23 protein-coding genes are annotated in these 24,087 nt (G+C 59.8%); 8 read left to right on the top strand and 15 right to left on the bottom strand.

The genetic code is table 11. The annotated features are described in order from the left end of the window. Positions 1-11: 11 nt before the first annotated feature. Positions 12-536, bottom strand: coding sequence for a DUF2059 domain-containing protein (locus tag JIO00_RS08440; RefSeq protein WP_010461709.1), 525 nt, complete (start codon positions 534-536; stop codon positions 12-14). 191 nt (positions 537-727) lie between these two features. Here JIO00_RS08440 and JIO00_RS08435 point away from each other — a divergent pair, with 191 nt between their 5' ends. Then, complete coding sequence (locus JIO00_RS08435) at positions 728-2,122, top strand: class II fumarate hydratase (RefSeq protein WP_102595638.1); 1,395 nt, start codon at positions 728-730, stop codon at positions 2,120-2,122. A 121-nt stretch (positions 2,123-2,243) separates the two neighbouring features. On the opposite strand, the gene JIO00_RS08430 is transcribed toward JIO00_RS08435, so the two are convergent. After that, the gene (locus JIO00_RS08430; protein ID WP_200667959.1) at positions 2,244-3,203 is read right to left on the bottom strand and encodes a DMT family transporter; all 960 of its coding nucleotides are present in this window, start codon (positions 3,201-3,203) and stop codon (positions 2,244-2,246) included. 210 nt (positions 3,204-3,413) lie between these two features. On the opposite strand from JIO00_RS08430, the gene JIO00_RS08425 reads away from it, so the two are divergent. Continuing rightward, positions 3,414-3,608 (top strand): DUF6316 family protein, encoded by a 195-nt coding sequence (locus JIO00_RS08425; RefSeq protein ID WP_077747968.1) that lies wholly within the window; start codon positions 3,414-3,416, stop codon positions 3,606-3,608. Positions 3,609-3,730: 122 nt separating this feature from the next. Here the strand turns inward: JIO00_RS08425 and JIO00_RS08420 are convergent, their stop codons facing one another. Together JIO00_RS08420 and pap are read right to left on the bottom strand one after the other, a co-directional pair. Beyond that, positions 3,731-4,915, bottom strand: coding sequence for a thiolase family protein (locus JIO00_RS08420; RefSeq protein WP_077747969.1), 1,185 nt, complete (start codon positions 4,913-4,915; stop codon positions 3,731-3,733). A gap of 102 nt (positions 4,916-5,017) precedes the next feature. Then, complete coding sequence (gene pap / locus JIO00_RS08415; protein ID WP_077747970.1) at positions 5,018-6,541, bottom strand: polyphosphate:AMP phosphotransferase; 1,524 nt, start codon at positions 6,539-6,541, stop codon at positions 5,018-5,020. Positions 6,542-6,724: 183 nt separating this feature from the next. Here pap and mnmC point away from each other — a divergent pair, with 183 nt between their 5' ends. From mnmC to JIO00_RS08390, 5 genes are all read left to right on the top strand, one after another. Next, entirely contained in the window at positions 6,725-8,704 is a 1,980-nt protein-coding gene (mnmC, locus tag JIO00_RS08410) for a bifunctional tRNA (5-methylaminomethyl-2-thiouridine)(34)-methyltransferase MnmD/FAD-dependent 5-carboxymethylaminomethyl-2-thiouridine(34) oxidoreductase MnmC (protein WP_200667958.1), read from the top strand. Positions 8,705-8,903: 199 nt separating this feature from the next. Further along, entirely contained in the window at positions 8,904-10,676 is a 1,773-nt protein-coding gene (locus JIO00_RS08405) for an N-acetylglutaminylglutamine amidotransferase (protein ID WP_172792436.1), read from the top strand. Positions 10,677-10,679: 3 nt separating this feature from the next. Beyond that, positions 10,680-12,428 (top strand): N-acetylglutaminylglutamine synthetase, encoded by a 1,749-nt coding sequence (gene ngg, locus JIO00_RS08400; protein ID WP_010461747.1) that lies wholly within the window; start codon positions 10,680-10,682, stop codon positions 12,426-12,428. Positions 12,429-12,589: 161 nt separating this feature from the next. Then, a complete protein-coding gene (locus JIO00_RS08395; RefSeq protein ID WP_010461749.1) occupies positions 12,590-13,780 on the top strand; it encodes an osmoprotectant NAGGN system M42 family peptidase in 1,191 nt (396 codons plus the stop codon). 194 nt (positions 13,781-13,974) lie between these two features. Further along, positions 13,975-14,202 carry a YheU family protein gene (locus tag JIO00_RS08390; protein WP_010461751.1) on the top strand — a complete coding sequence of 76 codons (228 nt, stop codon included), beginning with the start codon at positions 13,975-13,977 and terminating at the stop codon, positions 14,200-14,202. Positions 14,203-14,207: 5 nt separating this feature from the next. Here JIO00_RS08390 and csrA read toward each other — a convergent pair whose 3' ends face one another. The 3 genes from csrA to JIO00_RS08375 all read right to left on the bottom strand — a co-directional run bounded on the left by csrA (position 14,208) and on the right by JIO00_RS08375 (position 15,750). Continuing rightward, on the bottom strand, positions 14,208-14,393 hold the full coding sequence (gene csrA / locus JIO00_RS08385) for a carbon storage regulator CsrA (protein WP_010461752.1): 186 nt from the start codon (positions 14,391-14,393) through the stop codon (positions 14,208-14,210). A gap of 144 nt (positions 14,394-14,537) precedes the next feature. Next, positions 14,538-14,870, bottom strand: coding sequence for a YnfA family protein (locus JIO00_RS08380; RefSeq protein WP_077747972.1), 333 nt, complete (start codon positions 14,868-14,870; stop codon positions 14,538-14,540). A gap of 64 nt (positions 14,871-14,934) precedes the next feature. Then, complete coding sequence (locus tag JIO00_RS08375) at positions 14,935-15,750, bottom strand: SDR family oxidoreductase (protein WP_200667956.1); 816 nt, start codon at positions 15,748-15,750, stop codon at positions 14,935-14,937. Positions 15,751-16,030: 280 nt separating this feature from the next. Between JIO00_RS08375 and JIO00_RS08370 the strand changes: the two genes are divergently transcribed. Continuing rightward, on the top strand, positions 16,031-16,189 hold the full coding sequence (locus tag JIO00_RS08370) for a DUF3309 family protein (RefSeq protein ID WP_169858239.1): 159 nt from the start codon (positions 16,031-16,033) through the stop codon (positions 16,187-16,189). A 60-nt stretch (positions 16,190-16,249) separates the two neighbouring features. Here JIO00_RS08370 and JIO00_RS08365 read toward each other — a convergent pair whose 3' ends face one another. The 8 genes from JIO00_RS08365 to JIO00_RS08330 all read right to left on the bottom strand — a co-directional run bounded on the left by JIO00_RS08365 (position 16,250) and on the right by JIO00_RS08330 (position 24,018). Continuing rightward, positions 16,250-18,343 (bottom strand): LTA synthase family protein, encoded by a 2,094-nt coding sequence (locus JIO00_RS08365; protein ID WP_010461762.1) that lies wholly within the window; start codon positions 18,341-18,343, stop codon positions 16,250-16,252. A 385-nt stretch (positions 18,344-18,728) separates the two neighbouring features. Continuing rightward, positions 18,729-19,334 carry an START domain-containing protein gene (locus JIO00_RS08360; protein WP_010461763.1) on the bottom strand — a complete coding sequence of 202 codons (606 nt, stop codon included), beginning with the start codon at positions 19,332-19,334 and terminating at the stop codon, positions 18,729-18,731. A gap of 41 nt (positions 19,335-19,375) precedes the next feature. After that, positions 19,376-19,630 (bottom strand): YkgJ family cysteine cluster protein, encoded by a 255-nt coding sequence (locus tag JIO00_RS08355; protein ID WP_010461764.1) that lies wholly within the window; start codon positions 19,628-19,630, stop codon positions 19,376-19,378. A 166-nt stretch (positions 19,631-19,796) separates the two neighbouring features. Continuing rightward, positions 19,797-20,288: a hypothetical protein gene (locus JIO00_RS08350; protein WP_042932282.1), complete on the bottom strand. Its 492-nt coding sequence runs from the start codon at positions 20,286-20,288 to the stop codon at positions 19,797-19,799. 89 nt (positions 20,289-20,377) lie between these two features. After that, the gene (locus tag JIO00_RS08345) at positions 20,378-21,817 is read right to left on the bottom strand and encodes an aminotransferase-like domain-containing protein (RefSeq protein WP_010461766.1); all 1,440 of its coding nucleotides are present in this window, start codon (positions 21,815-21,817) and stop codon (positions 20,378-20,380) included. 201 nt (positions 21,818-22,018) lie between these two features. Then, positions 22,019-22,831: an OmpA family protein gene (locus JIO00_RS08340; protein ID WP_077747974.1), complete on the bottom strand. Its 813-nt coding sequence runs from the start codon at positions 22,829-22,831 to the stop codon at positions 22,019-22,021. Further along, positions 22,828-23,184 (bottom strand): DUF4398 domain-containing protein, encoded by a 357-nt coding sequence (locus JIO00_RS08335; protein ID WP_010461770.1) that lies wholly within the window; start codon positions 23,182-23,184, stop codon positions 22,828-22,830. Before JIO00_RS08335 ends, JIO00_RS08340 begins: the two co-directional genes overlap by 4 nt. A gap of 9 nt (positions 23,185-23,193) precedes the next feature. After that, the gene (locus tag JIO00_RS08330; protein ID WP_010461772.1) at positions 23,194-24,018 is read right to left on the bottom strand and encodes a substrate-binding periplasmic protein; all 825 of its coding nucleotides are present in this window, start codon (positions 24,016-24,018) and stop codon (positions 23,194-23,196) included. Between the last annotated feature and the right edge of the window lie 69 nt (positions 24,019-24,087).

The raw sequence follows: 24,087 nt of genomic DNA, 5'->3' as shown, positions 1-24,087 counted from the left end.
CCGGGCTCCGCTTAAGGCTTTTTCTTGGCTGGAGCGGCGGCGCCTTTAGGCTCCAGCTCGGCAGTCATGTCAGCCAACAGCTTGTTGACCACAGGCACCGCGCTTTCCAGCTTGGCTTGAGTCATCTGGGCCGACTGCTGAGTCAGCTGCGGCATTTTTTCCAGGACTTTCTTGCCCAGTGGCGACTTGTAGAACGCGACCAGGTCTTTCAGCTCGGATTCGCTGAAGTTGGTGGTGTAGAGCTTGACCATGTCTGGCTTCAGCTTGTTCCAGCCAATGGCTGCGTCCAGAGCGGCGTTGGCCTTGGCTTGATAGGTTTCCAGCAGGGCTTTTTTCGATTCAGGGGCTTTGGTCTGTTCAAAGCGCTGAGCGAACATTTGCTGCACTTGCATGTACACCGGAGTGCCCAATTTGTCAGCGTGCGCCAGGGTCAGGAAAGCTTCGGCACTGGCGTTGTGGCTGGCGGTATCGGCAAAAACAGGGCCGCTGGCGCAAACCAGTGCAACCGCGGTACAGATGGCACGAAGACGAGTCATCGAGTTTCCTTTTCTAGCAGGCGAGGTAAAACCCCAAGGGCGACCATTCTGCGCCTAAAAAAGTGTGTCACTCAACCCCAAGCCTTGTCAGGCCTGAATTAGAGGGGGCGAACGGTCAAAAAACAGACTGATGGAACCACGGCCGGCGATCACGGCCTAAACTGCGCTATCGACCTACAGGAGTGTGCAAGATGAGCCGTATCGAAACCGACAGCCTTGGCCAGGTGGAAGTCCCGGATGAGGCCTACTGGGGTGCTCAAACGCAACGCTCGCTGATCAACTTCGCCATTGGCAACGAACGCATGCCCCTGGCCGTGCTGCACGCACTGGCCCTGATCAAGAAAGCCGCGGCGCGGGTCAATGACCGCAACGGCGACCTGCCCGCCGACATCGCCCGCCTGATCGAACAGGCCGCAGACGAAGTGCTCGACGGCAGCCACGACGACCAGTTCCCGCTGGTGGTCTGGCAGACCGGCAGCGGCACCCAGAGCAACATGAACGTCAACGAAGTGATCGCCGGCCGCGCCAACGAACTGGCCGGCAACCCGCGTGGTGGCAAGACCCCGGTTCACCCCAATGATCACGTCAACCGCTCGCAAAGCTCCAACGACTGCTTCCCGACCGCCATGCACATTGCCGCCGCCCAGGCAGTGCAGCAGCATTTGCTACCGGCAATCAGTGAACTCTCCGGCGGCCTGGCCGAGTTGGCGGCGCGGCACATGAAACTGGTCAAGACCGGCCGCACCCACATGATGGACGCCACGCCGATCACCTTCGGCCAGGAACTCTCGGCGTTCATCGCGCAACTGGATTACGCCGAACGGGCAATCCGCAGCGCACTGCCGGCGGTCTGTGAACTGGCGCAGGGCGGCACCGCGGTTGGCACCGGGCTGAACTCACCCCACGGTTTTGGTGAAGCGATCGCTGCGGAGTTGGCGGCCCTTTCCGGCCTGCCGTTCGTTACCGCGCCGAACAAGTTCGCCGCGCTGGCCGGCCATGAGCCGCTGACCACCCTGTCGGGCGCGCTGAAAACCCTCGCCGTGACCCTGATGAAAATCGCCAACGACTTGCGTCTGCTAGGTTCCGGGCCGCGTGCAGGTTTTGCCGAAGTGAAACTGCCGGCCAACGAACCGGGCAGCTCAATCATGCCGGGCAAGGTCAATCCGACCCAGTGTGAAGCGCTGTCGATGCTGGCGTGCCAAGTCCTGGGCAACGACGTCGCCATTGGTTTTGCGGCGAGTCAGGGGCACTTGCAACTGAACGTGTTCAAACCGGTGATCATCCACAACCTGCTGCAATCGATCCGCCTGCTGGGCGATGGCTGCAGTAACTTCCAGCAGCATTGCATCGCCGGCCTGGAACCGGACGCGGCGAAAATGGCCGAGCACCTGGAGCGTGGGCTGATGCTGGTGACCGCGCTGAACCCGCATATCGGCTACGACAAATCGGCGGAGATTGCCAAGAAGGCTTACAGCGAGGGGCTGACCTTGCGAGAGGCGGCATTGCAACTGGGGTATCTGACGGATGAAGAGTTTGATGCGTGGGTAAGGCCGGAGAATATGTTGGAAGCGGGCGCCAAGGGCTGAGTGTGTAGCGCCTGACAATCAGCCATCGCGAGCAGGCTCGCTCCCACAGGGGGCCGCATTCTTCTGATAGAACTCGGTTAAATGTGGGGGCGAGCCTGCTCGCGAAGAACGATAACGCGGTTCAACCTGCGGCTATCCGTACTCGCCGAGCCCTGAGCCCGGAAATCAACGAAGGCCCCAACGCCACCAACGCCGACCCCACCACCACCAACACCGCCCCGCCATACCCCAGGCCATTGATCGTCTCGGCATGCACATATTCCGGCCATGCCCACGCGGCCACGGCCACTGCGCCAAACGTCACCAACGGTGTTATCGCCAGCGTCGCACTCACCCGCGAAGCTTCCCAATGGGCCAGCGCTTCGGCAAAGGCGCCATAAGCGATCAAGGTGTTCATGCAGCACGCCAGCAATAACCAGCCTTGCAACGGGTTCAACTGCAGCGCCTCCAGCGGATGCACCCAAGGCGTCAGCAACAGCGCGCAGAACAGGTAGATCACCATCATCACCTGCAACGAATTCCACACCGTCAGCAATTGCTTCTGCCCCAGTGCGTAAAACGTCCAGACCGTCGAAGCCAGCAGCACCAGCAACACGCCGGCGGTGTAATCGGTCAGCGAGGTCAACAGCTCGGCCAGACGTTGATTAAAGAACAGCGCGAAACCGATCAGCAGCACCAGCAGACCAATCCCCTGCCCCACACTGAACCGTTCCTTGAACACAAACAGGCTGGCGATCAGCAACATGATCGGGCCCATCTGCACAACCAGTTGCGCGGTGCCGGGGCTGAGCAGGTTCAGGCCCATCAGGTACAACACGTAGTTGCCGACCAGGCCGAGCACCGCCATCAACACCAGCCAGCCACCGCGCGGGCCGAGGACTTTGCGACTGGGCAGACGCCTGGTCGCCGCCAGATAAATGAACAGGCAGCCACCGGACACCGTCAGGCGAAACCAGGTCACCGTCACCGGGTCCATCACCAGCAGGACTTGCTTGAGTTTGATCGGCAGGATTCCCCACAGGACTGCGGTCAGCAAGGCCAGGAACAGACCGTAAACCCAGCGACCGGATGAAATGTGCATGCGAACCCCAAAGCCAGATGGCAAGAAACACCATTCTAGGCGCAGACCTCGGCGCGACACAGGGACAGTTGGCGACGGGCCGCGAATGAAACTGTGCAGGTCGCACCATTAATCTGGCGAAATGCCGCCGATCAGTTGGTCAGGCGCCGCAAGTGGTTCATGCATAAGCTCATTGGATCCGCTAACCGGAACATCCCTCAGGAGACCGCCATGTACGGCAAGCGCGCCCAGGACAACGCCCCCGCCACGCACTTTCGTTGCGACCGGGTGTGTCGTGTGAATGGAGAACTATTTTTCAGCACCCGGGAAAACACGCTGGAGGGACCGTTTGATAATCCGCAGGCGGCTGCACGGGAGATTCAGGCTTACATCGCGCGGATGCAGCTTGTGAGTCTAGATCGATAGACCGAGGTGCTGCCATCGCGAGCAGGCTCGCTCCCACAGGGGTCTGATGCGCGCCATAGATCCAATGTGGGAGCGAGTCTGCTCGCGATAGCGGTTAATCAGGCAACAGAAGTCTTGCGGACTTAGCGCACCGCTTCGAACAACCCCGTCGCCCCCATCCCGCCACCCACGCACATGGTGACCACGCCATACCGCAAGTTGCGCCGCTGCAACTCACGCACAATGTGCCCGACCTGACGCGAGCCGGTCATGCCGAACGGGTGGCCGATGGAAATCGAGCCGCCATTGACGTTGTACTTGTCGTTATCGATTTCCAGGCGATTGCGGCTGTACAGGCACTGCGACGCAAACGCTTCGTTGAGCTCCCACAGATCAATGTCAGCCACCCGCAAACCCTTGGCCTTGAGCAATTTCGGCACCGAGAACACCGGACCGATGCCCATCTCGTCCGGTTCGCACCCGGCCACCGTGAAACCACGGAAGAACGCCTTGGGCTTGAGACCCAGCGCCAGGGCTTTTTCCAGGCTCATGACCAGCGTCATCGAAGCGCCATCGGACAATTGCGACGAGTTACCCGCCGTGACCGAACCGTCTTCGGCAAATACCGGTTTCAGCCCGGCCAGGCTTTCCAGCGTGGTGTCCGGGCGGTTGCAGTCGTCGCGGTCGACGATCCCGTCGAGGATCTGCACCTGGCCGGTGACCTTGTCTTCAACCCGATACTTCACCGCCATCGGCACGATTTCATCATCGAACAAACCAGCGGCCTGAGCCTGGGCCGTACGCAGCTGACTCTGCAGGGCATACAGATCCTGTTCCTGGCGACTGACGTCGTAACGACGTGCAACGATTTCAGCAGTCTGGCCCATCGGGAAATAGAGGCCCGGCACCTGCTCTTTCAGAAGCGGGTTGATCAGGTGGTCGGTGTTGACGCTTTTCATGGTCAGGCTGATCGACTCGACGCCACCGGCCACGATGATGTCGCTGCAGCCCGACGCGATCTGGTTGGCGGCGATGGCGATGGCCTGCAAGCCCGACGAGCAGAAACGGTTGAGGGTCATGCCTGCGGTGCCGATACCCAGGCGTGACAACACCGCGACGTTGCGACCGATGTTGTAGCCCTGGGCGCCTTCGTTGGAGCCCGCACCGACGATGCAATCCTCGACACTGGCCGGGTCGATGCCGGTGCGCGCCAACAAGGCATCGACGCAATGCGCCGCCATGTCATCCGGACGGGTCTGGTTGAACTTGCCGCGAAAGGATTTGGCCAGGCCGGTCCGCACGCTGTCGACGATCACCACTTCACGCATGGCATACCTCATTGTTGTTATCGGTTGGGAGTGGACCGAGCATAAGTCCACCCCATAACCGACCGCGACAATCATTCACCCCGCGTATGCGTAACCATCGGCTCACGACTTGCGTTTTTTGGCCTTCTTGTCGTGCTTGTCTGATTTTTCGAACGCGGCTTCCAGCGCCAGGTTGATCGTGCGCAGGACCTTGACCCGGGCCCAGCGCTTGTCATTGGCCTCCACCAGCGTCCATGGCGAGATTTCCGTGCTGGTGCGGTCAACCATGTCGCCGACGGCCGCGCGATAAGCGTCCCACTTGTCCCGATTGCGCCAGTCGTCTTCAGTGATCTTGAAACGCTTGAAGGGAATGTCTTCACGGGATTCGAAACGCTCCAGTTGCGTTTCCTTGTCGATGGCCAGCCAGAACTTGACCACGATGACGCCCGATTCGGAAATCTGCTCTTCGAAATCGTTAATCTCGCTGTAGGCCCGCAGCCAGTCAGCGGGCGGACAGAGCTCTTCGACGCGCTCGACCAATACCCGGCCATACCACGAGCGATCGAATACGGTGAATTTGCCCTTGGCCGGAATGTGCCGCCAAAAGCGCCACAAATACGGTTGCGCCCGTTCTTCCTCGGTGGGCGCGGCAATCGGCACGATGCTGTACTGACGTGGATCGAGCGCTGCGGCCACGCGCCGGATTGCACCGCCCTTGCCCGCCGCGTCATTGCCTTCGAACACTGCGATCAAGGCGAATTGGCGCATGCGTTTGTCACGCATCAGGCCCGAGAATCGCGCCTGCTCGGTAATCAGTTGTTCTTCGTAATCTTCCTTGTCCAGACGCTGGCTCAAATCGAGGCTGTCGAGCAGGTTGAGCTGATCGACATGGATCGGCAGCGGCGCAGCGTTGACCTTGGCGGGATGGATTCTGGATCGTTTCAAGGCACTTTGCAGGCCTTCGAGCAGGATTTTTCCAACCGCCAGACTGCGGTAATGCACATCCACGCCTTCAATCACGTGCCAGGGCGCGTAGTCGCGGCTGGTGCGACGCAACACGCGCTCGCCGTACTTCACGAACTTGTCGTAAGTCCGGGATTGTTGCCAGTCCAGCGGACTGATGCGCCAGCTGTGCAAAGGGTCGTCGGCGAGTGCCTTGAGGCGCGCCTTCATCTGCTTCTTGGAGAGGTGAAACCAGAACTTGAAAATCAGCGCGCCTTCGTCGCAGAGCATCTTTTCAAAGCGCTCCGACTGGTTGATCGCCTGATCCAGCACCGCGTCCTTGAACAGTCCATGGACCCGGCCCTGGAGCATCTGGCTGTACCAGTTGCCGAAGAAAATCCCCATGCGCCCCTTGGCCGGGAGCATCCGCCAGTAGCGCCAGGCCGGAGGTCGCGCCAGCTCTTCATCGGTCTGCTGATCGAAAGTGCGGACTTCGATAAGACGCGGGTCCATCCACTCGTTGAGCAACTTGACCGTCTCGCCCTTCCCGGCGCCTTCAATGCCGTTGATCAGGACGATCACCGGAAAGCGCTTTTGCTGTTGAAGTTCGAACTGCGCTTCGAGCAACGCTTCACGCAGTGCCGGTTCTTCAGCGTCGTAGGTTTCTTTGTCGATGGCGTGACCGATTTCAGCAGATTCGAACATGGACGACTCCCTTTCCTGATTGCGCCAAGACTAGCGGATTGGGCTGTCCGTCATCACAGAAAATTCCTTGCCGGCCGGCTTTTTGTGGCGATTGCCTGTGGCACCACTACCCGACACTGCCATGGATCAGGCATCACCACCTCGATCAGCTAGAATGGCCGCCTTGCCGCTGCCGAGCCTGCCATGAAACCTGTATTGCCTCACGCCCAACTCGACTGGGACGACCAGGGTCGCCCGTATTCGCGGGTGTTCGACGATGTCTATTTTTCGGACAAGTCAGGCCTTGAAGAAACCCGCTACGTATTTCTCGAACAGAACGGTTTGCGTGAACGCTTCGCCGCGTTGCCCGACGGCGGTCGACTGGTCATTGGCGAAACCGGTTTCGGTACCGGACTTAACTTCCTCTGCGCCTGGCAGTTGTTCGAACAGCACGCCGTGGCCGATGCGCGCCTGCACTTTATCAGTGTCGAAAAGTACCCGCTGAGCCAGCCAGACCTGCAGCGTGCGCTGGCTTTGTGGCCGGAGCTCAAGCCGTTTGCCGATCAATTGCTGGCGCAATACGTGGCGATCCATCAAGGCTTCCAGCGAATGGTCTTGGACAACGGTCGTGTGACCCTGACGTTGCTGATCGGCGATGCGCTGGAGCAATTGCCGCAACTGGACGCGCAGGTTGATGCGTGGTTTCTCGACGGTTTTGCCCCGGCGAAAAATCCCGACATGTGGACCGCCGAGTTGTTTGCCGAACTGGCTCGATTGGCAGCGCCCGGCTCGACCATTAGCACGTTCACCAGCACCGGTTGGGTGCGCCGTCTGTTGAACGCGGCGGGCTTCAAGATGAAGCGCACGCCCGGCATCGGTCACAAATGGGAAATCCTGCGCGGTGTGTTTCTGGGCTGGCCTGCAGAAACCCCCACGCCTGTCGTTGCGAAACCCTGGTTTGCCCGCCCAACGCCGTTGACCGGCGAACGTCACGCCTTGGTGATTGGCGCAGGACTGGCCGGTTGCGCCACCGCCGCCAGCCTGGCGGCACGGGGCTGGCAAGTCAGTTTGCTGGAGCGCCACGATGCGCTGGCACAGGAAGCGTCGGGCAATCCACAGGGCGTGTTGTACCTCAAGCTCTCGGCCCATGGCACGGCCTTGTCACAGTTGATTGTCAGTGGTTTCGGTCACACCCGGCGTTTGCTTGAGCACTTGCACCGAGGCGTCGACTGGGACGATTGCGGTGTGCTGCAACTGGCCTTCAACGCCAAGGAAGCCGAACGTCAGGCACAACTGGCGGCGGCGTTTCCCGAGGATTTGCTGCACACACTCGATCAGCAACACGCGCAGATCCGCGCGGGCATCGCGTTGCAATCGGGTGGCCTGTTTTACCCAGAAGGCGGCTGGGTGCATCCGCCCGCCCTGTGCGCATGGCAAGCGGCGCATCCGAATATCCGGTTCCTGCCCCATCACGATGTACTGGAACTGCGTCGTGTCGAAGGGCAATGGCAAGCGTGGGAGGGTCACAAGCTGCTGGCCAACGCAGCGGTGGTGGTGCTGGCCGGCGCCGCCGAGATCAAGCGTTTCGACTTCAGCAGCGACTTGCCGCTCAAACGGATTCGTGGACAGATCACCCGCCTGCCCCAAACACCTGCAAGCCAGAGCCTGAGCACCGTGGTATGTGCCGAAGGTTATGTCGCGCCGGCCCGCCTGGGTGAACACACCCTGGGTGCCAGTTTTGATTTCAACAACGACGACCTGACGCCCACCACGGCCGAGCATGCCGGCAACCTGCAGATGCTCGAAGAAATCTCGGTGGATCTGGTCGCCCGACTCGGCGCAGAGGCCCTGCGACCCGAGGCACTTGAAGGTCGCGCGGCGTTCCGCTGCACCAGCCCCGACTACCTGCCAATTGTCGGCCCTTTGTCTGACCGACAGGCCTTCGCCGACGCCTACATCGCCCTGAGCAAGGACGCCCGGCAAACGCCAGACACCCCATGTCCATGGCTGGACGGTTTGTACGTCAACAGCGGCCACGGCTCACGAGGGCTGATTACCGCGCCGTTATCAGGCGAGTTGCTCGCGGCCTGGCTCGACAACGAACCGCTGCCATTACCCAGAGCCGTGGCCGAGGCGTGCCATCCGAATCGTTTCGCCTTGCGGCGCCTGATTCGGGGTAAATGAATCCGCATTCTTTCGGTTTAATCGATCGATCTATCCCGTGCGGACCGGCGTTTTCGGCTGAAGGCGCCTCCCTGCACATTCCCTCTTATTACTTATCGATCTAAAACTCCCGCGATCCCACCGGGTCAGTTTCTGAGTACCCGCCGTTTTTGGCGGGTATCGATTGACCCTCCCCAACGGAAAAACCGGTAAGGACTTTATGTGCGGATTAGCTGGCGAGTTACGCTTTGATCATCAACCTGCGGACCTTGCAGCCGTTGAACGAATCACCCATCACCTGGCCCCTCGCGGCCCTGACGCGTGGGGCTTTCACAGCCAGGGGCCGATTGCCCTGGGCCACCGTCGCCTGAAAATCATGGACCTGTCGGACGGTTCGGCGCAGCCGATGGTCGACAACCAATTGGGTTTGTCCCTGGCCTTCAATGGCGCGATCTACAACTACCCGGAACTGCGCACCGAACTGGAAAGCCTCGGTTATTCCTTCTATTCCGGTGGTGACACCGAAGTGCTGCTCAAGGGTTATCACGCCTGGGGCGAGGCACTGCTGCCGAAACTCAATGGCATGTTCGCCTTCGCGATCTGGGAACGCGACGCCAAGCGCCTGTTCATCGCGCGTGACCGTCTCGGCGTGAAGCCGCTGTACCTGTCGCGCACCGGCCAGCGCCTGCGCTTTGCCTCGGCGCTGCCGGCGTTGCTCAAAGGCGGCGACATCAACCCGATCCTCGATCCGGTGGCACTCAATCACTATCTGAATTTCCACGCCGTGGTCCCGGCACCGCGCACCTTGCTGGCCGGCATCGAAAAACTGCCACCGGCCACCTGGATGCGCATCGAAGCGGACGGCACCACTGAGCAGAAAACCTGGTGGACCCTGCCTTACGGCCCACACGCCGACGAGATGAACCTGACGCTCGAAGACTGGCGTGACCGTGTACTCGACAGCACCCGCGACGCGGTGGCGATCCGTCAACGTGCGGCCGTGGACGTCGGCGTACTGCTGTCGGGCGGTGTCGATTCGAGCATGCTGGTGGGTCTGTTGCGTGAAGTCGGCGTGGAAAACCTGTCGACCTTCTCTATCGGTTTCCAGGATGCCGGCGGCGAACGTGGTGATGAGTTCCAGTATTCGGACTTGATCGCCAAACACTACAACACGCAGCACCATCAACTGCGCATCGACGAAAAAGAGATCATCGAACAACTGCCCGCGGCGTTCCGCGCCATGAGCGAGCCGATGGTCAGCCATGACTGCATCGCCTTCTACCTGCTGTCACGGGAAGTGGCCAAGCATTGCAAAGTGGTGCAGAGCGGCCAGGGCGCGGACGAGTTGTTCGCCGGCTATCACTGGTACCCACAAGTCGATGGCGCCGCCGATCCGTACGCGGCCTATCGCGATGCGTTCTTCGATCGCAGCTACGAGGATTACGCCGCCACCGTGCAACCGAAATGGCTGACGGCCAATGACGCTGCCGGTGACTTCGTGAAGGAACATTTCGCACAGCCCGGCGCCGAGGCGGCGGTGGATAAAGCCCTGCGTCTGGACAGCACGATCATGTTGGTGGACGACCCGGTCAAACGTGTCGACAACATGACCATGGCCTGGGGCCTGGAAGCGCGCACACCGTTTCTCGACTATCGCCTGGTGGAATTGTCGGCCCGGGTGCCGGGCAAATTCAAACTGCCGGACGGTGGCAAGCAAGTCTTGAAAGAGGCTGCTCGACTGGTCATTCCAAGCGAAGTGATTGACCGCAAGAAAGGTTACTTTCCGGTGCCGGGCCTCAAGCATTTGCAGGGCGATACGCTGAACTGGGTGCGCGAACTGCTGCTCGATCCAAGCCAGGATCGCGGCCTGTTCAACCCGGCCATGCTCGACCGCCTGCTGACCGATCCGCAAGGCCAGTTGACTCCGTTGCGCGGCTCCAAGCTGTGGCAATTGGCGGCGCTGAACCTGTGGCTCAGTGAACAAGGAATCTGATCGATGAAACCCCACGCCACGGCTTACAGCCAACGCTTGTTGCGCGGTCAGTCCCCCTCCTATGAACGTTTGCAGGCACGGCTGGCCGAAGACGGCAGTGAACTCGGCGCGGCGCCGATTGCGGTGCATTGCGGCTGGGGCCGGTTGCTGATCGGCCATACCTTCCCGGACGCGGCGAGCCTGGCGCAAGAGTTGCTCAACGAGCAGCCCGGTGAGCGCGACATCGCCTTGTACGTGGCCGCCCCCCAGCAAGTATTGGGGCTGGAACCGGCGCAACTGTTCCTCGACCCTTCCGACACCTTGCGTCTTTGGTTCAGCGATTACCGTCAGTCAACCCGGGTGTTTCGCGGCTTTCGCATTCGCCGGGCGCAAAGCGAGACTGATTGGCAGGCGATCAATCAGCTGTACCAGGCGCGCGGCATGTTGCCCATTGATGCGAATTTGCTGACGCCGCGACATCAGGGCGGCCCGGTGTATTGGCTGGCGGAAGATGAAGACAGCGGCGCGATCATCGGCAGCGTCATGGGCCTCAACCATCACAAAGCGTTCAACGACCCGGAGAACGGCAGCAGCCTGTGGTGCCTGGCGGTCGATCCGCACTGCTCGCGGCCGGGCGTCGGTGAAGTGCTGGTGCGGCATTTGATCGAGCACTTCATGAGCCGTGGGCTGAGTTACCTGGACCTGTCGGTGTTGCACGACAACCGGCAGGCGAAAAGTCTCTACGCCAAGCTTGGTTTTCGCAACCTGTCGACCTTCGCCATCAAGCGCAAGAACGGCATCAACCAGCCGCTGTTTCTGGGTCCTGGGCCTGAGGCCGATTTCAACCCCTATGCGCGGATCATTGTCGAGGAAGCCCATCGACGCGGCATCGATGTGCACGTCGATAATGCCGACGCCGGGATGTTCACCCTCAGCCATGGCGGACGCCGGGTGCGTTGCCGCGAATCCCTGAGCGACCTGACCAGCGCCATCAGCATGAGCCTGTGCCAGGACAAAAGCCTGACGCACAAAGTGCTCAAGGCCGCCGGTTTGAACCTGCCCTCGCAGCAACTGGCCGGCAACGCCGACGACAACCTGGCGTTTCTCGACGAGCACGAGCGGGTGGTGGTCAAGCCTTTGGATGGTGAGCAAGGTCAAGGCGTCGCGGTGGATTTGCGGACAATTGAAGAGGTCCAGCAAGCCATCGAATCAGCCCGGCAGTTCGACAGCCGCGTGCTGCTGGAAAGTTTCCACGAAGGTCTCGATTTACGCATTGTGGTGATCGGTTTCGAGGTGGTCGCCGCTGCGATTCGCCGGCCTGCGGAGGTGGTGGGCGATGGTCAGCATTCCATCGGCGCGCTGATCGAAGCGCAGAGTCGGCGTCGGCAGGCGGCCACCAGCGGTGAAAGCAAAATCCCGCTGGACCATGAGACCGAGCGCACGCTGCAGGCGGCGGGTTATGACTACAACAGTATTCTGCCGGCCGGCGAGCATCTGTTCGTCAGGCGTACGGCAAATCTGCATACCGGTGGCGTTCTGGAGGATGTCACGGCGATCTTGCATCCGACCCTGATCGATGCCGCCGTAAGGGCTGCGCGGGCGCTGGACATTCCCATGGTGGGGCTCGACCTGATGGTGCCTGCCGCCGATCAACCGGAATACGTGTTTATCGAAGCTAACGAACGCGCCGGGCTGGCCAACCATGAACCGCAGCCGACGGCCGAGCGGTTTGTGGATTTGCTGTTTCCGCACAGTCAGCCGGCAGTTTCCTAGTCATGTGTCGGCTGGACTGATGCCTTCACGGGCAAGCCTCGCTCCTACAAAGAAACGCGTATTACCTGTAGGAGCGAAGCTTGCTCGCGAAGGCGCCAGGTCAGGCACCCAACTTTTCCCTCATCGAAACCATCGATGTTCTTTACTCATCAGGAGTTTCCATGACCAGCAAAATTCCCGAACCGGATCTCAATTACCTGCAAAAAGTCCTGCTGGAAATGCTCGCCATTCCCAGCCCGACCGGCTTTACCGACACCATCGTGCGGTACGTCGCCGAACGCCTTGAAGAATTGGGCATTCCCTTTGAGATGACCCGGCGCGGCACCATTCGCGCCACGCTCAAGGGCAAGAAAAACAGCCCGGACCGTGCGGTCTCCGCTCACCTCGACACCATCGGCGCCGCGGTCCGCGCGGTGAAAGACAACGGTCGCCTGACCCTCGCCCCGGTCGGTTGCTGGTCCAGTCGTTTTGCCGAGGGCAGCCGCGTCAGCCTGTTCACCGACAACGGTGTGATTCGCGGCAGCGTGTTACCGCTGATGGCTTCCGGGCACGCATTCAACACCGCCGTAGATGAATTGCCGATCAGCTGGGATCACGTTGAGTTGCGTCTGGACGCTTACTGCGCCACCCGCGCCGACTGCGATTCCCTGGGGATCAGCGTGGGCGATTTCGTCGCCTTCGACCCGCTGCCGGAGTTCACCGAAAGCGGTCACATCAGCGCCCGTCACCTCGACGACAAGGCGGGTGTTGCGGCGCTGCTGGCGGCGATGAAAGCGATCATCGACAGCGGTGAGGAGTTGATGATCGATTGTCATCCGCTATTCACCATCACCGAGGAAACCGGCAGCGGCGCGGCGGCTGCGTTGCCTTGGGACGTCAGCGAATTCGTCGGCATCGACATCGCGCCGGTTGCGCCCGGCCAGCATTCCAGCGAACACGCGGTGAGCGTGGCGATGCAGGATTCCGGCGGGCCTTACGACTATCACCTGTCGCGGCACTTGCTCAGGTTGGCCAGTGAAAACGAGTTGCCGGTGCGCCGCGACCTGTTTCGCTATTACTTCAGCGATGCGCATTCGGCGGTCACCGCCGGGCACGACATCCGCACCGCCCTGCTCGCCTTCGGCTGCGATGCCACTCACGGTTACGAGCGCACGCACATCGATAGCCTGGCGGCGCTGAGTCGTCTACTCGGCGCCTACATTCTGAGCCCGCCGGTATTTGCCAGTGATGCGCAGCCGGCAAAGGGCTCGCTGGACCGGTTCAGTCATCAAATCGAGCACGACACGCAGATGGAAAGCGATACGCGGGTGCCGTCGGTGGATAGTCTGGTGGGGCAACGAACAGACAGCTGACCCTGGCTTTTTCAGCGTCTGAGAGATCGCCTTCGCGGGCAAGCCTCGCTCCTACAGGTTTCGTGCATCGACACATAACCAGTAGGAGCGAGGCTTGCCCGCGAAGGCGGTGTATCAGGTACCACATCAGGTCCCGGGCTAGCCGCAACCGATCATTCGCCGTAGCATCGCGCCATTGTTTAGCCGAGGTGCCTATGCTGATTCCCTACGACCAACTTGAAGTCGACACCCTGACCCGCCTGATCGAGGACTTCGTGACCCGCGACGGTACGGACAATGGTGACGACACGCCGCTGGAAACCCGCGTATTGCGTGTTCGCCAGGCATTGACCAAGGGGCAGGCGCTGATCGTTTTTGATCCGGACAGCGAGCAATGCCAGTTGATGCTCAAGCACGATGTGCCCAAGCACCTGTTCGACTGAGGCGCTCAGCGTCTTTTGGTTTTCGCCAGTTTGACCTGGATGCGATCGTAGACCTCGGCCCGGTGCACATTGACGTTTTGTGGCGCTTCGACACCGAAGCGCACGCTGCCTCCGTTGACGGCGATGATGCGCACTGAAATGTTGTCACCGATGGAAATCATCTCGCCCACAACGCGACTGAGTACAAGCATGGCATTCATCCTTCAGGGTTACCGGCCCTCGAAGATGCCCGGCCCGCAGCCGCTCTTCAATGCAACAGCGGCAAATCAGTCCCGCCCTACAGCGCAGGAAGATGCCCCTTACGGAAACGTCTGACAAATCGTTTGAATGCCGCTTCAGGAAGCAGAGAAACGCGGGCCGAACAGAATCACACTGGCCCCGATCACGCACAGCGCCACGCCCAGCCAGTCTGAGCCCAGGGGACGAACTCGCTCGATCACCGCCAGCCAACCGATCGAGGCGACGATGTAAATGCCCCCATAGGCGGCATAGGCGCGACCGGCGTAAGTCGCCTCGACACGGGTCAGCAACAGCGCGAACAACGTCAGGCTGAGCAGCGCCGGCACCACCCACCACATGCTCTTACCTTGGCGCAGCCACATCCAGAAGGCGAAGCAGCCGGCGATTTCGAACAGCGCCGCGAGGAAAAACCACAGGTAATTGAGCATGCATACGTCTCGTAAGGATGACCGGTTGCGGCCACCCTAACGACGGTGTTGCGCACGGGCAAGTTCAGCCTGCGTTTTGTTTGGCCTTGGCGCGCATTTTGTCGGCCATGGTGGTCATTTCGTTGTAAAGCAGTTGCGGGTTCTTCTGCTTGAGTGCCCAGGCCATGCGGCCCTGCTCGTGGGGCAGGATCATGAATTCACCGGCGGCGACGTGCTCATAGATGTAATCGGCAATGTCCGTCGCGGTGATCGGCGAACTCTCCAGCAGTTTGCCGACCTGGGCTTTCATGGCCGGAGTCGGGCCACGGAAGGAATCCAGCAGGTTGGTCTGAAAGAACGACGGGCAGACCACGTGCACGCCCACTTCCTGTTGCGCCAATTCGACCAGCAGGCTTTCGGACAGGGCCACTACGCCGGCCTTGGCCACGTTGTAGTTGCTCATGGCCGGGCCTTGCATGAGAGCGGCCATGGACGCGATGTTGATGATTTTGCCTTTGCTTTTTTCCAGCAGCGGCAGGAAGGCCTTGCAGCCCTTGACCACGCCCATCAGGTTGATCGCGATCTGCCAGTCCCAATCTTCCAGGGACAGTTCACTGAAGAACCCGCCCGAGGCCACGCCAGCGTTGTTGACGATGATATCGATGCCGCCAAGTTTCTCTTCGCAGGCCTGGGCGAAAGCGGTCAGTTGGCTGTAATCGCGCACATCGCAACGCTGGATAAAACCGTCGCCACCCGCTTCGCGAACCAGCTTCAGGGTTTCCTGCAGACCGGGTTCGCTGACGTCCGACAAGGCCAGCTGCCAGCCTTCACGCGCCCAGCGCAGCGCGATTTCGCGACCCAGGCCTGAGCCCGCGCCAGTGATCATCATGCGATTTTGCATAGCAAACAGCCTTGTTGTTCTGGGGAAGATGCGCTGAGTGTAGCGAAGGACATTGCGCGACCCACGCTCCATCAGATTGCTGAATGGTCCGAGCAAACCGAGGGAGCGCCGGAATCAACTAACACCGCCAAAAACGAAATAAGGCTTTCTTCGAAAAACATTAAAAAAACTTGGAATTTTCCGACGCACGCGACAGTCGGATTTTGTAAGCAGCTCGGGTTTATTGCAGTCCGACTGACAGTTAAAAGCTAGGTCATTCCAGAACACTTCCAACAAGGAAATAGACATGGGCACAATTCTTATCGTAATTCTGATTCTCCTGCTGGTAGGTGGTTTGCCGGTCTTTCCACACTCCAGAAGTTGGGGTTATGGCCCGTCGGGTATCATCGGCGTGGTGTTGGTGGTGCTGTTGATTCTGCTGTTACTTGGCAAGATATAAAGATTTAACAGCAAAAAAAAAGAGGCCCTCGAAGGGCCTCTTTTTTATTGCGCCGAAAACTTAGTCCGGCTTGCCGTCAACCACACCGGCGGTGTTGTCGATCAGGCTCTTGGTGGCCGTCTGGATGAACGACTCGAGTTTCTGCTTGAGGGCCGCTTCGTCAGCCGACGCCGGAATCAGTTCGCCTTTCGAATTGGCGCCCAGTTCGTACTGATACAACTTGGGCGGCATTTCCTTAGGCAGCACCAACACGCGATCCGCGGTCAGCAACGCTACGGTTTGATCGCTGCCCGATGGCTTGATTACGCCGAAGCCCTTGTCGCCTTCCGGCAGGTTCAGCAAGTCACGCCCCCAGCACTGGTGAATCACGTCGCCACCGATACGCCCCATGATGGTCGGCACGATGTCGATCTGGGTGCCCACGGTGTGGTCAACCTGGCCGAATTTTTCCTGCACGCCCGGCCCGATCAGCAGCATCGGTACGTTGAATCGGCCCAGGTCCATTTCGGTGATCTGCTGCTCGTTGCCGAAACCATGGTCGCCGACCACCACGAACAGGGTTTCCTTGAAGTACGGTTCTTTACGCGCCTGCTCGAAGAACTGACCCAGCGCCCAGTCGGAGTAGCGCATGGCGGTCAAATGTTCGTTGAGGCTGCCACGGTCGGTCACTCGCTCGACCGGCAAAGGCGTCGGCAAGGCGTAAGGCGTGTGGTTGGACAGGGTTTGCAGCAAGGCATAGAACGGTTTTTTGTCCTTGCCGTCGCGGGCCTTCAACTCTTCCAGACCCCGGTTGAACATGTCCTGGTCAGAGACGCCCCAGGTCGGGTCGGAGAACACCGGGTTGACGAAGTCGTTACGCCCGATGAAGTTGGTCATGCCCTGGTTGCTGAAGAAGCCCGACTGGTTGTCCCAGGCGAAGTCACCGTTGTAGACGTACACATCGTCGTAGTCACGGGCGCTGAGCAACTGTGGCAGGCCGGACAGTTTGTGGCTGCCTTCCGGGGTCTGCATCAGGTATTCGAAGCCCGGCAGGTTCGGGAAGCAGGCCATGGTGGCGAACATGCCCTGGTGGGTATGGGTGCCGTTGGAGAAGAAGCGGTCGAACAACAGGCCTTCTTTGGACAGCTTGTCAAAGTACGGCGTGACGTTACCCGGACGACCCAGCGCGCCCACCGAGTGACCGGCGAAGCTTTCCATCAGGATCACAACGACGTTCTTGATCGGCAGGGTCTTGTCAGCGGCCGGGGAGTAGTTACGACGCACGGCAGCAGTTTCGCCATCCACCAGTTTGTCGCTTGGGGTCAGCAACATATCGCGGACGGTCTGCTGAGCCACTGGTTGGTCCAGCGTGGCTTTCCAGATGTTGTCGCGCTCTTCGGACATCCGGCTCTTGGCCGCCGCGATCAGCGACAGGGTGCCGTTGAGGCCCAACTGGTTGGCGAAGTTCGAATCGGTGGTGTAGACGTCACCCCAACGTAGCGGCGGGCCCTGACGCAGGGTGCCACGAGCGGCAACCACGCAAACCAGCAGACAGACCACGAACACGACGCCTCGCGTATACCACGGGGCGATCTGGCGCGCGCCGATGCTGCCGCCACTGAACGGGCCGCGAGGACGGGTCGCGCGGTCGGCGCCCTTGAACGCGAGGGTCAGGATCAACGTGCCGAAAGCCCAGGCCAGCAGGTAGCGAACCACAGGAAAACCGTACCAGAGCATGCTCATCACGGTTTTCGGGTCTTCCTTCACATATTGGAAGACCAAGCCATTGAGGCGCTGGTGGAACTCGCGGTAGAAATCCATCTCCATCAAGCCCAGGAACAGCGCGGTGCTCGCTGCGATGGTCAGCCAGAAGCGGAAGAATCCGCGAGCGGCCATGGCCCGGGCGCTGAACAGTGCCAGAATCAGCGGAATGCAGAGGTAGACCACCAGGCGCAGGTCGAAACGCAGACCATTGGCGAACGCCTCGATGAAGGTCGAGGCGGGTGAATCCTGGATCATTTCGCGGTTGTAGACCAGCAGCGCAACGCGCAGCAGGCTGAACATGACCATCATGACCATGGCGCACAGCAGCGTGTAGGCCAGGTGCGATTTGACGGTCGGTTGCAGCAGGCGACTAGAAGCTCGCTGCTGACTCAGGGCGTCCGGGTTTGCCATGTCGTTTTAGGACCCATTGGAAGTTGAAGTTTCAAAAATAAAGCGGCGCCCTGCCCTCTGTTGGCCAGTTCACGGCCCCGGGGCTTGCGCGGTGCGCAAATGTTGCACGATCACCCGCAGCATTGCCATTGATTAGTGCCCGGCAGGCTGACGCGGGCGAATTGTCTTGGAGGCATTGTGAAAATTTTGTGCAACGTATATCCGGAAACAAAATATACCTGTGGGAGCCGGCCTGTTCGCGATAGCGGTGGATCAGTCGACACCTCTTTCGGATGAGAAACCGCTATCGCGAGCCGGTTCGCTCCCACATGGATTGCGCATAACTGACTATTGCCCAATAAAAAACGCCCCGAGAGGTCGGGGCGCTTCATGAAACAGCGTGCGATTACTTCTCGGCGCGCTCTTTCAGGGCCTTGAGCGTGTTGAATGGCGCATCGACCACAAACTTGTTGGCGACCATCGATGGGATGCTGCCGCCTGGCTCGGTGTGCACCTGGTAGGTCACTTCGATCTGGTCACCCTTGGGGACGAACTTCCAGAAACCGTCGACCTTGGTGACTCGCACAAAGCCCTTTTCCTCAGCCACGTACTTCGGCACGCCTTCAAGCTTGCGGGTCAGGCTGCCGTCGGCGCCTTCGGTGGTGGTGATATGCAATACCGAATCACGCGGAGTCACCGGCCACGGGGTATTGAACTGGGTGTAGGTCCAGTTCTGATCACCTTCGTGCTTGAGCAGCTTCTGGGTCTTGCAGTCGTGAATCCAAGTGCAGGCGCCTGCCACGTCTTCCTGCAGCGCGCGCAATTTGGCCATGGTGGTCTTCATCAGGGTGACGCCCTGGTACGCTTTGTAATCGGAACCGGCCACTTCACTCAGGGACACCTTGATGCCGTCTTCATTCTTGGCGACTTTCCAGTCCTCGGCCTGTGCAGCCGTGGTGGCCAGCACCACCGTCAAACCACACAGCACAGCCATTCGATGCAGCGAACCCATAGTCTTATTCCTTATTGTTGAAGTTCCGTTCTCAGGACACATCATGCAGCCGTCATCTGCTCCCACCATCCCAGCAGCTTGATCGCTTCGTCACTGCTGCTTCCGCAGACTTCAACGTCGGCTTCAAACGCCGAACATACGGCAGGACGTTGTGGATCGCCGAAAATGCTGCACAGGTTATCGACAGACAGTTGGATGCAACGTTCGCCAGCGGCTTTGCCATTGGGCATGCCGGGAATCGGTGAACTGATGGAAGGGGCAATGCAACAGGCGCCACAGCCTTCACGGCATTTCATGACGACAAGCTCCTCGCGACGGGTGATGTGTTAATGGACGGGGCACAGAGTAACCGCTAAAACAGCTGTTTTAAATTACCTGGACCGGGGTTTTTACGCTCAAACGAACGTGACTGACCAGTCTCCGACAAAGCGTCTGGGTCGCGGGTCACGAATCAGTGCAGATTTACTGTTTGAACTCGAAATCCAGCGCTGCGCCTTCGACGTCCCGGCGCTCTTCATTGCGCAGTTGCAACTGCATTTCGTTGCTGAGCAGCCGGCCGTTGAGCTGAAATTGACTGTTCTTGTCACCGAACATCTCCGGCAACACGGAGTCGCGTCGTGGCATAGGGACCGTACCGACCGGTTTCAGCTCTTCGACCAAATCTTTAGGCAGGCTCAGGTCCAGATCGGCGGAAGGGAGTTGAGTCTTCGCCACTTCTCGGGCCGATTTAGACTTTGAAGCAATCGGCGGCCGCTTTTTCAGCACAGCCGGTTTCTTTTTGACTGGCGCGACGTTTTTTTTCACCGCAGTAGTTTTCTTCGCGGCAACTGGTTTTTTCGACGTTGTTGCGCTGGCTGCCGGCTTTTCCTGAGTCGAAGCCGCCATGACGCCTTGGACATTAACGGTCAAGAGGAGGCAGATCGATAGGCAGGCGGCAGGAAAAATCGGTTTCATGGAACCAACGACGCTAACGGCAGAGGGCCATATGCTCGCCTGTTGTACGCAACATGACAAGCACGTGTACGAAACGACCGACGCGCTTGTCAGAAACCGCTGGTCGTCTCCTGGCACAGCTGAGTCGCCAACATTCCCAACGTCATCAATGCGCGCTCGGCTTCACGGTTCCAGGGCGTTCCACAGTTCAGGCGGATGCAGTGATTGAACTGCTCGGTGTTACTGAAAATCAGCCCCGGCGCGATACTGATGCCCTGCTGCAACGCACGCACATGCAGTTCCTGAGTGTTGACCCGCCCCGGCAGACTGACCCACAGAATGAAACCGCCGGTGGGCCGGGTCATCTGCGTGCCTTCCGGGAAATACTGCTGCACGGCCAACTGGAAGGCGCTCAGGTTCTTGCGGTATTCCTGACGGATGTAGCGCAAGTGACGGTCGTAACCGCCATTCTCCAGGTACGCGGCGATGCCCATCTGCGTGACGCTGCACGCCGAATGCGTGCTGAACGTTTGCAAACGCTGAATCTCTTGCTGGTATTTGCCGGCAATCATCCAGCCAATCCGCACGCCCGGTGACAGGGTCTTGGAGAAGCTCGAGCAATAAATCACCCGATCCAGCCGATCGTAGGCCTTGAGCGATTTGGTCCGGCCTTGTTCGAACATCAACTCGCCGTAGATGTCGTCTTCAACGATCTGGATATCGAAATCCGAGGCCAGGCGCAGCAGTTGTTTCTGCCGCTCTTCGGGCATGGTACCGCCCAGCGGATTACTCAGACGCGTGGTCAGTACCAGCGCCTTGATCGACCACTGGTTGGCCGCCAATTGCAGGGCTTCGAGGCTCATGCCAGTCGCCGGGTCGCTGGGGATCTCGATGACTTTGAGACCCAGCAAGTCGGCCAATTGCAGCAAACCGTAATAAGTCGGCGATTCGGCGGCGATCAGGTCGCCCGGCCGGGTCAGCACGCGAAGAGACATCTGCAATGCATCGACACAGCCGTGGGTGATCACCACTTCGGACGGATCGACCACCACGCCGGCATCACGCATGCGAATCGCCACCTGCCGGCGCAACGGTTCAAAACCGGGGCTGAACATGTAGCTGAAGGCACGCGGGCTATGGAAACGGGTGACTTTTGCCAATTGCTGGTGCAAGGCGCGGACCGGCAGATAATCGACGCTCGGCACCGCTGCGCCCAAGGGAAAAACACCCTCGCGGCGGGATTCGACCAGCACTTGCTGAATGATGCTGCTACGGGTGACCAGACCGGGCCGCTCGACCCGGGCGATGTCCGGCGTGGGCGCCGTCAGGGCCGGCGTCTGGTGCACGTAGTAACCCGACTGCGGCCGGGCGCGGATCAGCCCTTGATCCTCGAGATTGGCGTAAGCCTGCAAAACAGTCGCATGGCTGACGTTGAGCTGCGAGCTCATCTTGCGCACCGAAGGCACGCGTTCCCCCGGTTGATAGACACCACGACGGATATCTTCGGCCAGTTGCTGAGCAATACGTTGGTAGAGCAAGAGATTGGTCATGACGCAGCACTCGATTTCACGGGCATTTTATTCTTGTGTGAAACAATACCGGAACAGTTTAGAAGTGTACTGGGACAGTTGCCACAATAGTCGACCGTACAGTGCAGTGTCAGCAAAAACTGTACTGTTTTGAGAGCCAATTGGCAGGCGCAAAAAAACCCGGCGCTGTCAGGCAGGCCGGGTTTTCCAGTAACGCAGCCCTTAGCGGGCGGCGCCGAGCTGGCCTTTTTCGTCGGAGAACACAATTTCCACCCGACGGTTCTGTGCACGACCACGCTCGGAAGCATTCACGTCCACCGGGTATTCATCGCCGTAGCCTTCGACTTTGATACGTTTGTCGTCGATACCCAGGTCCATCAGCACGTTCGCCACCGATTGCGCACGGTCACGGGACAACTTGAGGTTGTCCTGCTTGCCGCCTGTGCTGTCGGTGTAGCCCTCGATACGGACCACGCGCTTGGGGTTGAGCTGCAGGAACTGCACGATCTTCAGGACCACGCGGTTCGCCGAATTCTTCAACTCCGCTTCGCCGGTGTCGAACAGCACGTCGCCCAGGGTCATCACCAGGCCACGGTCGGTCTGGGTGGTTGCCAGGGCGACAATCTGTTCTTCGAGCCACTTGCCTTGCTGCTGCACGCTGAGCAATTTGGACTCGCGCAAGGCCAGTTGCAGGCGCTGACGTTCCAGTTCGAGCTTCGCCGCGCGCTCTTCGTTGAGCACCTGATTGGTGTGCTCACGGGCAATTTCGCTGTAGCGCTGGCTCAGGTAGGCGTAATGCACCACATCCGAGCCGCTGCCCCAGTAACTGGAAAGACGATCAGCACGGGCCAGGGATTCACCGGCACGAATCACGTCCTTGGGCGCGATTCGCAGCACGTTGGAGTCTTCCTTGACCTTCTGGAAGTCAGTCCCGGCCTGCTGCAATGCAGTTTCGCTGTGTTGGCCGGCGCAGCCGTAAAGGCTTGCACAACCTGCGAGGATCAATCCGCCGAGTGCTTTGGACTTGAGGCTCATTGGGCATCTCCCAGCTGCTTGCGCAGGCGAGTGATGCGGGTATTGAGCACATTCAACTGCTCCTCACTCTTGAGGGTCAGCACCTTGGCTTCAGCCAGACGCGCGTCCAGTTCAGCCTGCTCGGCCCGCATGCGCGCATGCCTGTAGGACTGATCCGTCATGTCGCCCTGGGCACGGGAAAACTTGTCTTCGGCCAATTTGAGTTCCGGCACGTCGGCGGCGGTGGCGCCTACGGCTTTGGCTTGTTCAAGCGCCTGTTCGGTCAAGCGTATTTGTTCATTCGGCGCCGGATCGGCTGCACAACCCGCCAGAGCCAGAACGGCCAGGGCAGCGAAAAGAGGTCGAATACTCACTAAAAATCCCTACTGTTTTGGGGTACTGACGGGTTGCTGTTGCTGCGCTGTCCAACGCTCGATATTGCGTTGCAGCACGCTTTCCGTCAGTCCGGACGCGGGCAATTCTGTCATCTTTTTGGCCAGCTGTCCGCGCAACCACGGATCGTTGCAGGCGGAGTTATGGGAAACCGCGAGGAACAGGCCAGGTTTGTCGACCGGTTGGGGAAGAGCGATCAGGTCGTTGGCCATGCTCAGCGATTGCGCGGCGGCCATGCCCGAGTAGCGTCCGGCGAGGACAAACTCCACCTCGCCCAGCAGCAGTTTCTGAAAGGCCTGGGTCAGGTTCGGGGTACGCACGAGGGTCAATTGCTGGTCGGCGAAAGTGCCGAATGCCTGGGTCATTCGAGACTTTTCCGACACGGCACCCGGATGGCCGTGAAGGTCTTGCGCCTGGTTATAGACCAATGCCGAGTTTTTTCGGGTCCAGACCAGATAGTCGTTTTCCAGCAACGGCGGATGGATGTAATCCAGGGTGTCCAGCTCGCTGACGGTCAACGGCGCGTCGGCCAGCATGTCCATGCGTCCGCTGCGCACTTCGTCCAGGGCCTGGGCGCGCTTGCCGGCGTAAAGCAGTTCGACTTTGATGCCCAACTCCCCTGCCACGTGTTGCAACAGGTCTGCGCTGGCGCCGATCAGGTGCTTGGGGTTTTGCGGGTCTTGCCACAAGTACGGCGGCGCGTCCGGGCTTCCGGTCACCACCAGGCGTTCGCACTTGCCTGCCGCCACGGCTAGCGCCGGCAGCACCGTCAGCCCCAGCAGTAATGACCAGCCACCCACGCGACGCAAATCCATGGCAACACTCTCCACTCAAATCCGGAACAAAAAAAAGCCCGACCAAAAGGTCGGGCTCTTTATAAGTCA

The organism is Pseudomonas sp. SW-3, from assembly GCF_016615645.1.
GTDB lineage: Bacteria > Pseudomonadota > Gammaproteobacteria > Pseudomonadales > Pseudomonadaceae > Aquipseudomonas > Aquipseudomonas mandelii.
The sequence above is the reverse complement of the archived record's forward strand: the minus strand, read 5'-3'. Positions and strand labels throughout refer to the sequence as shown.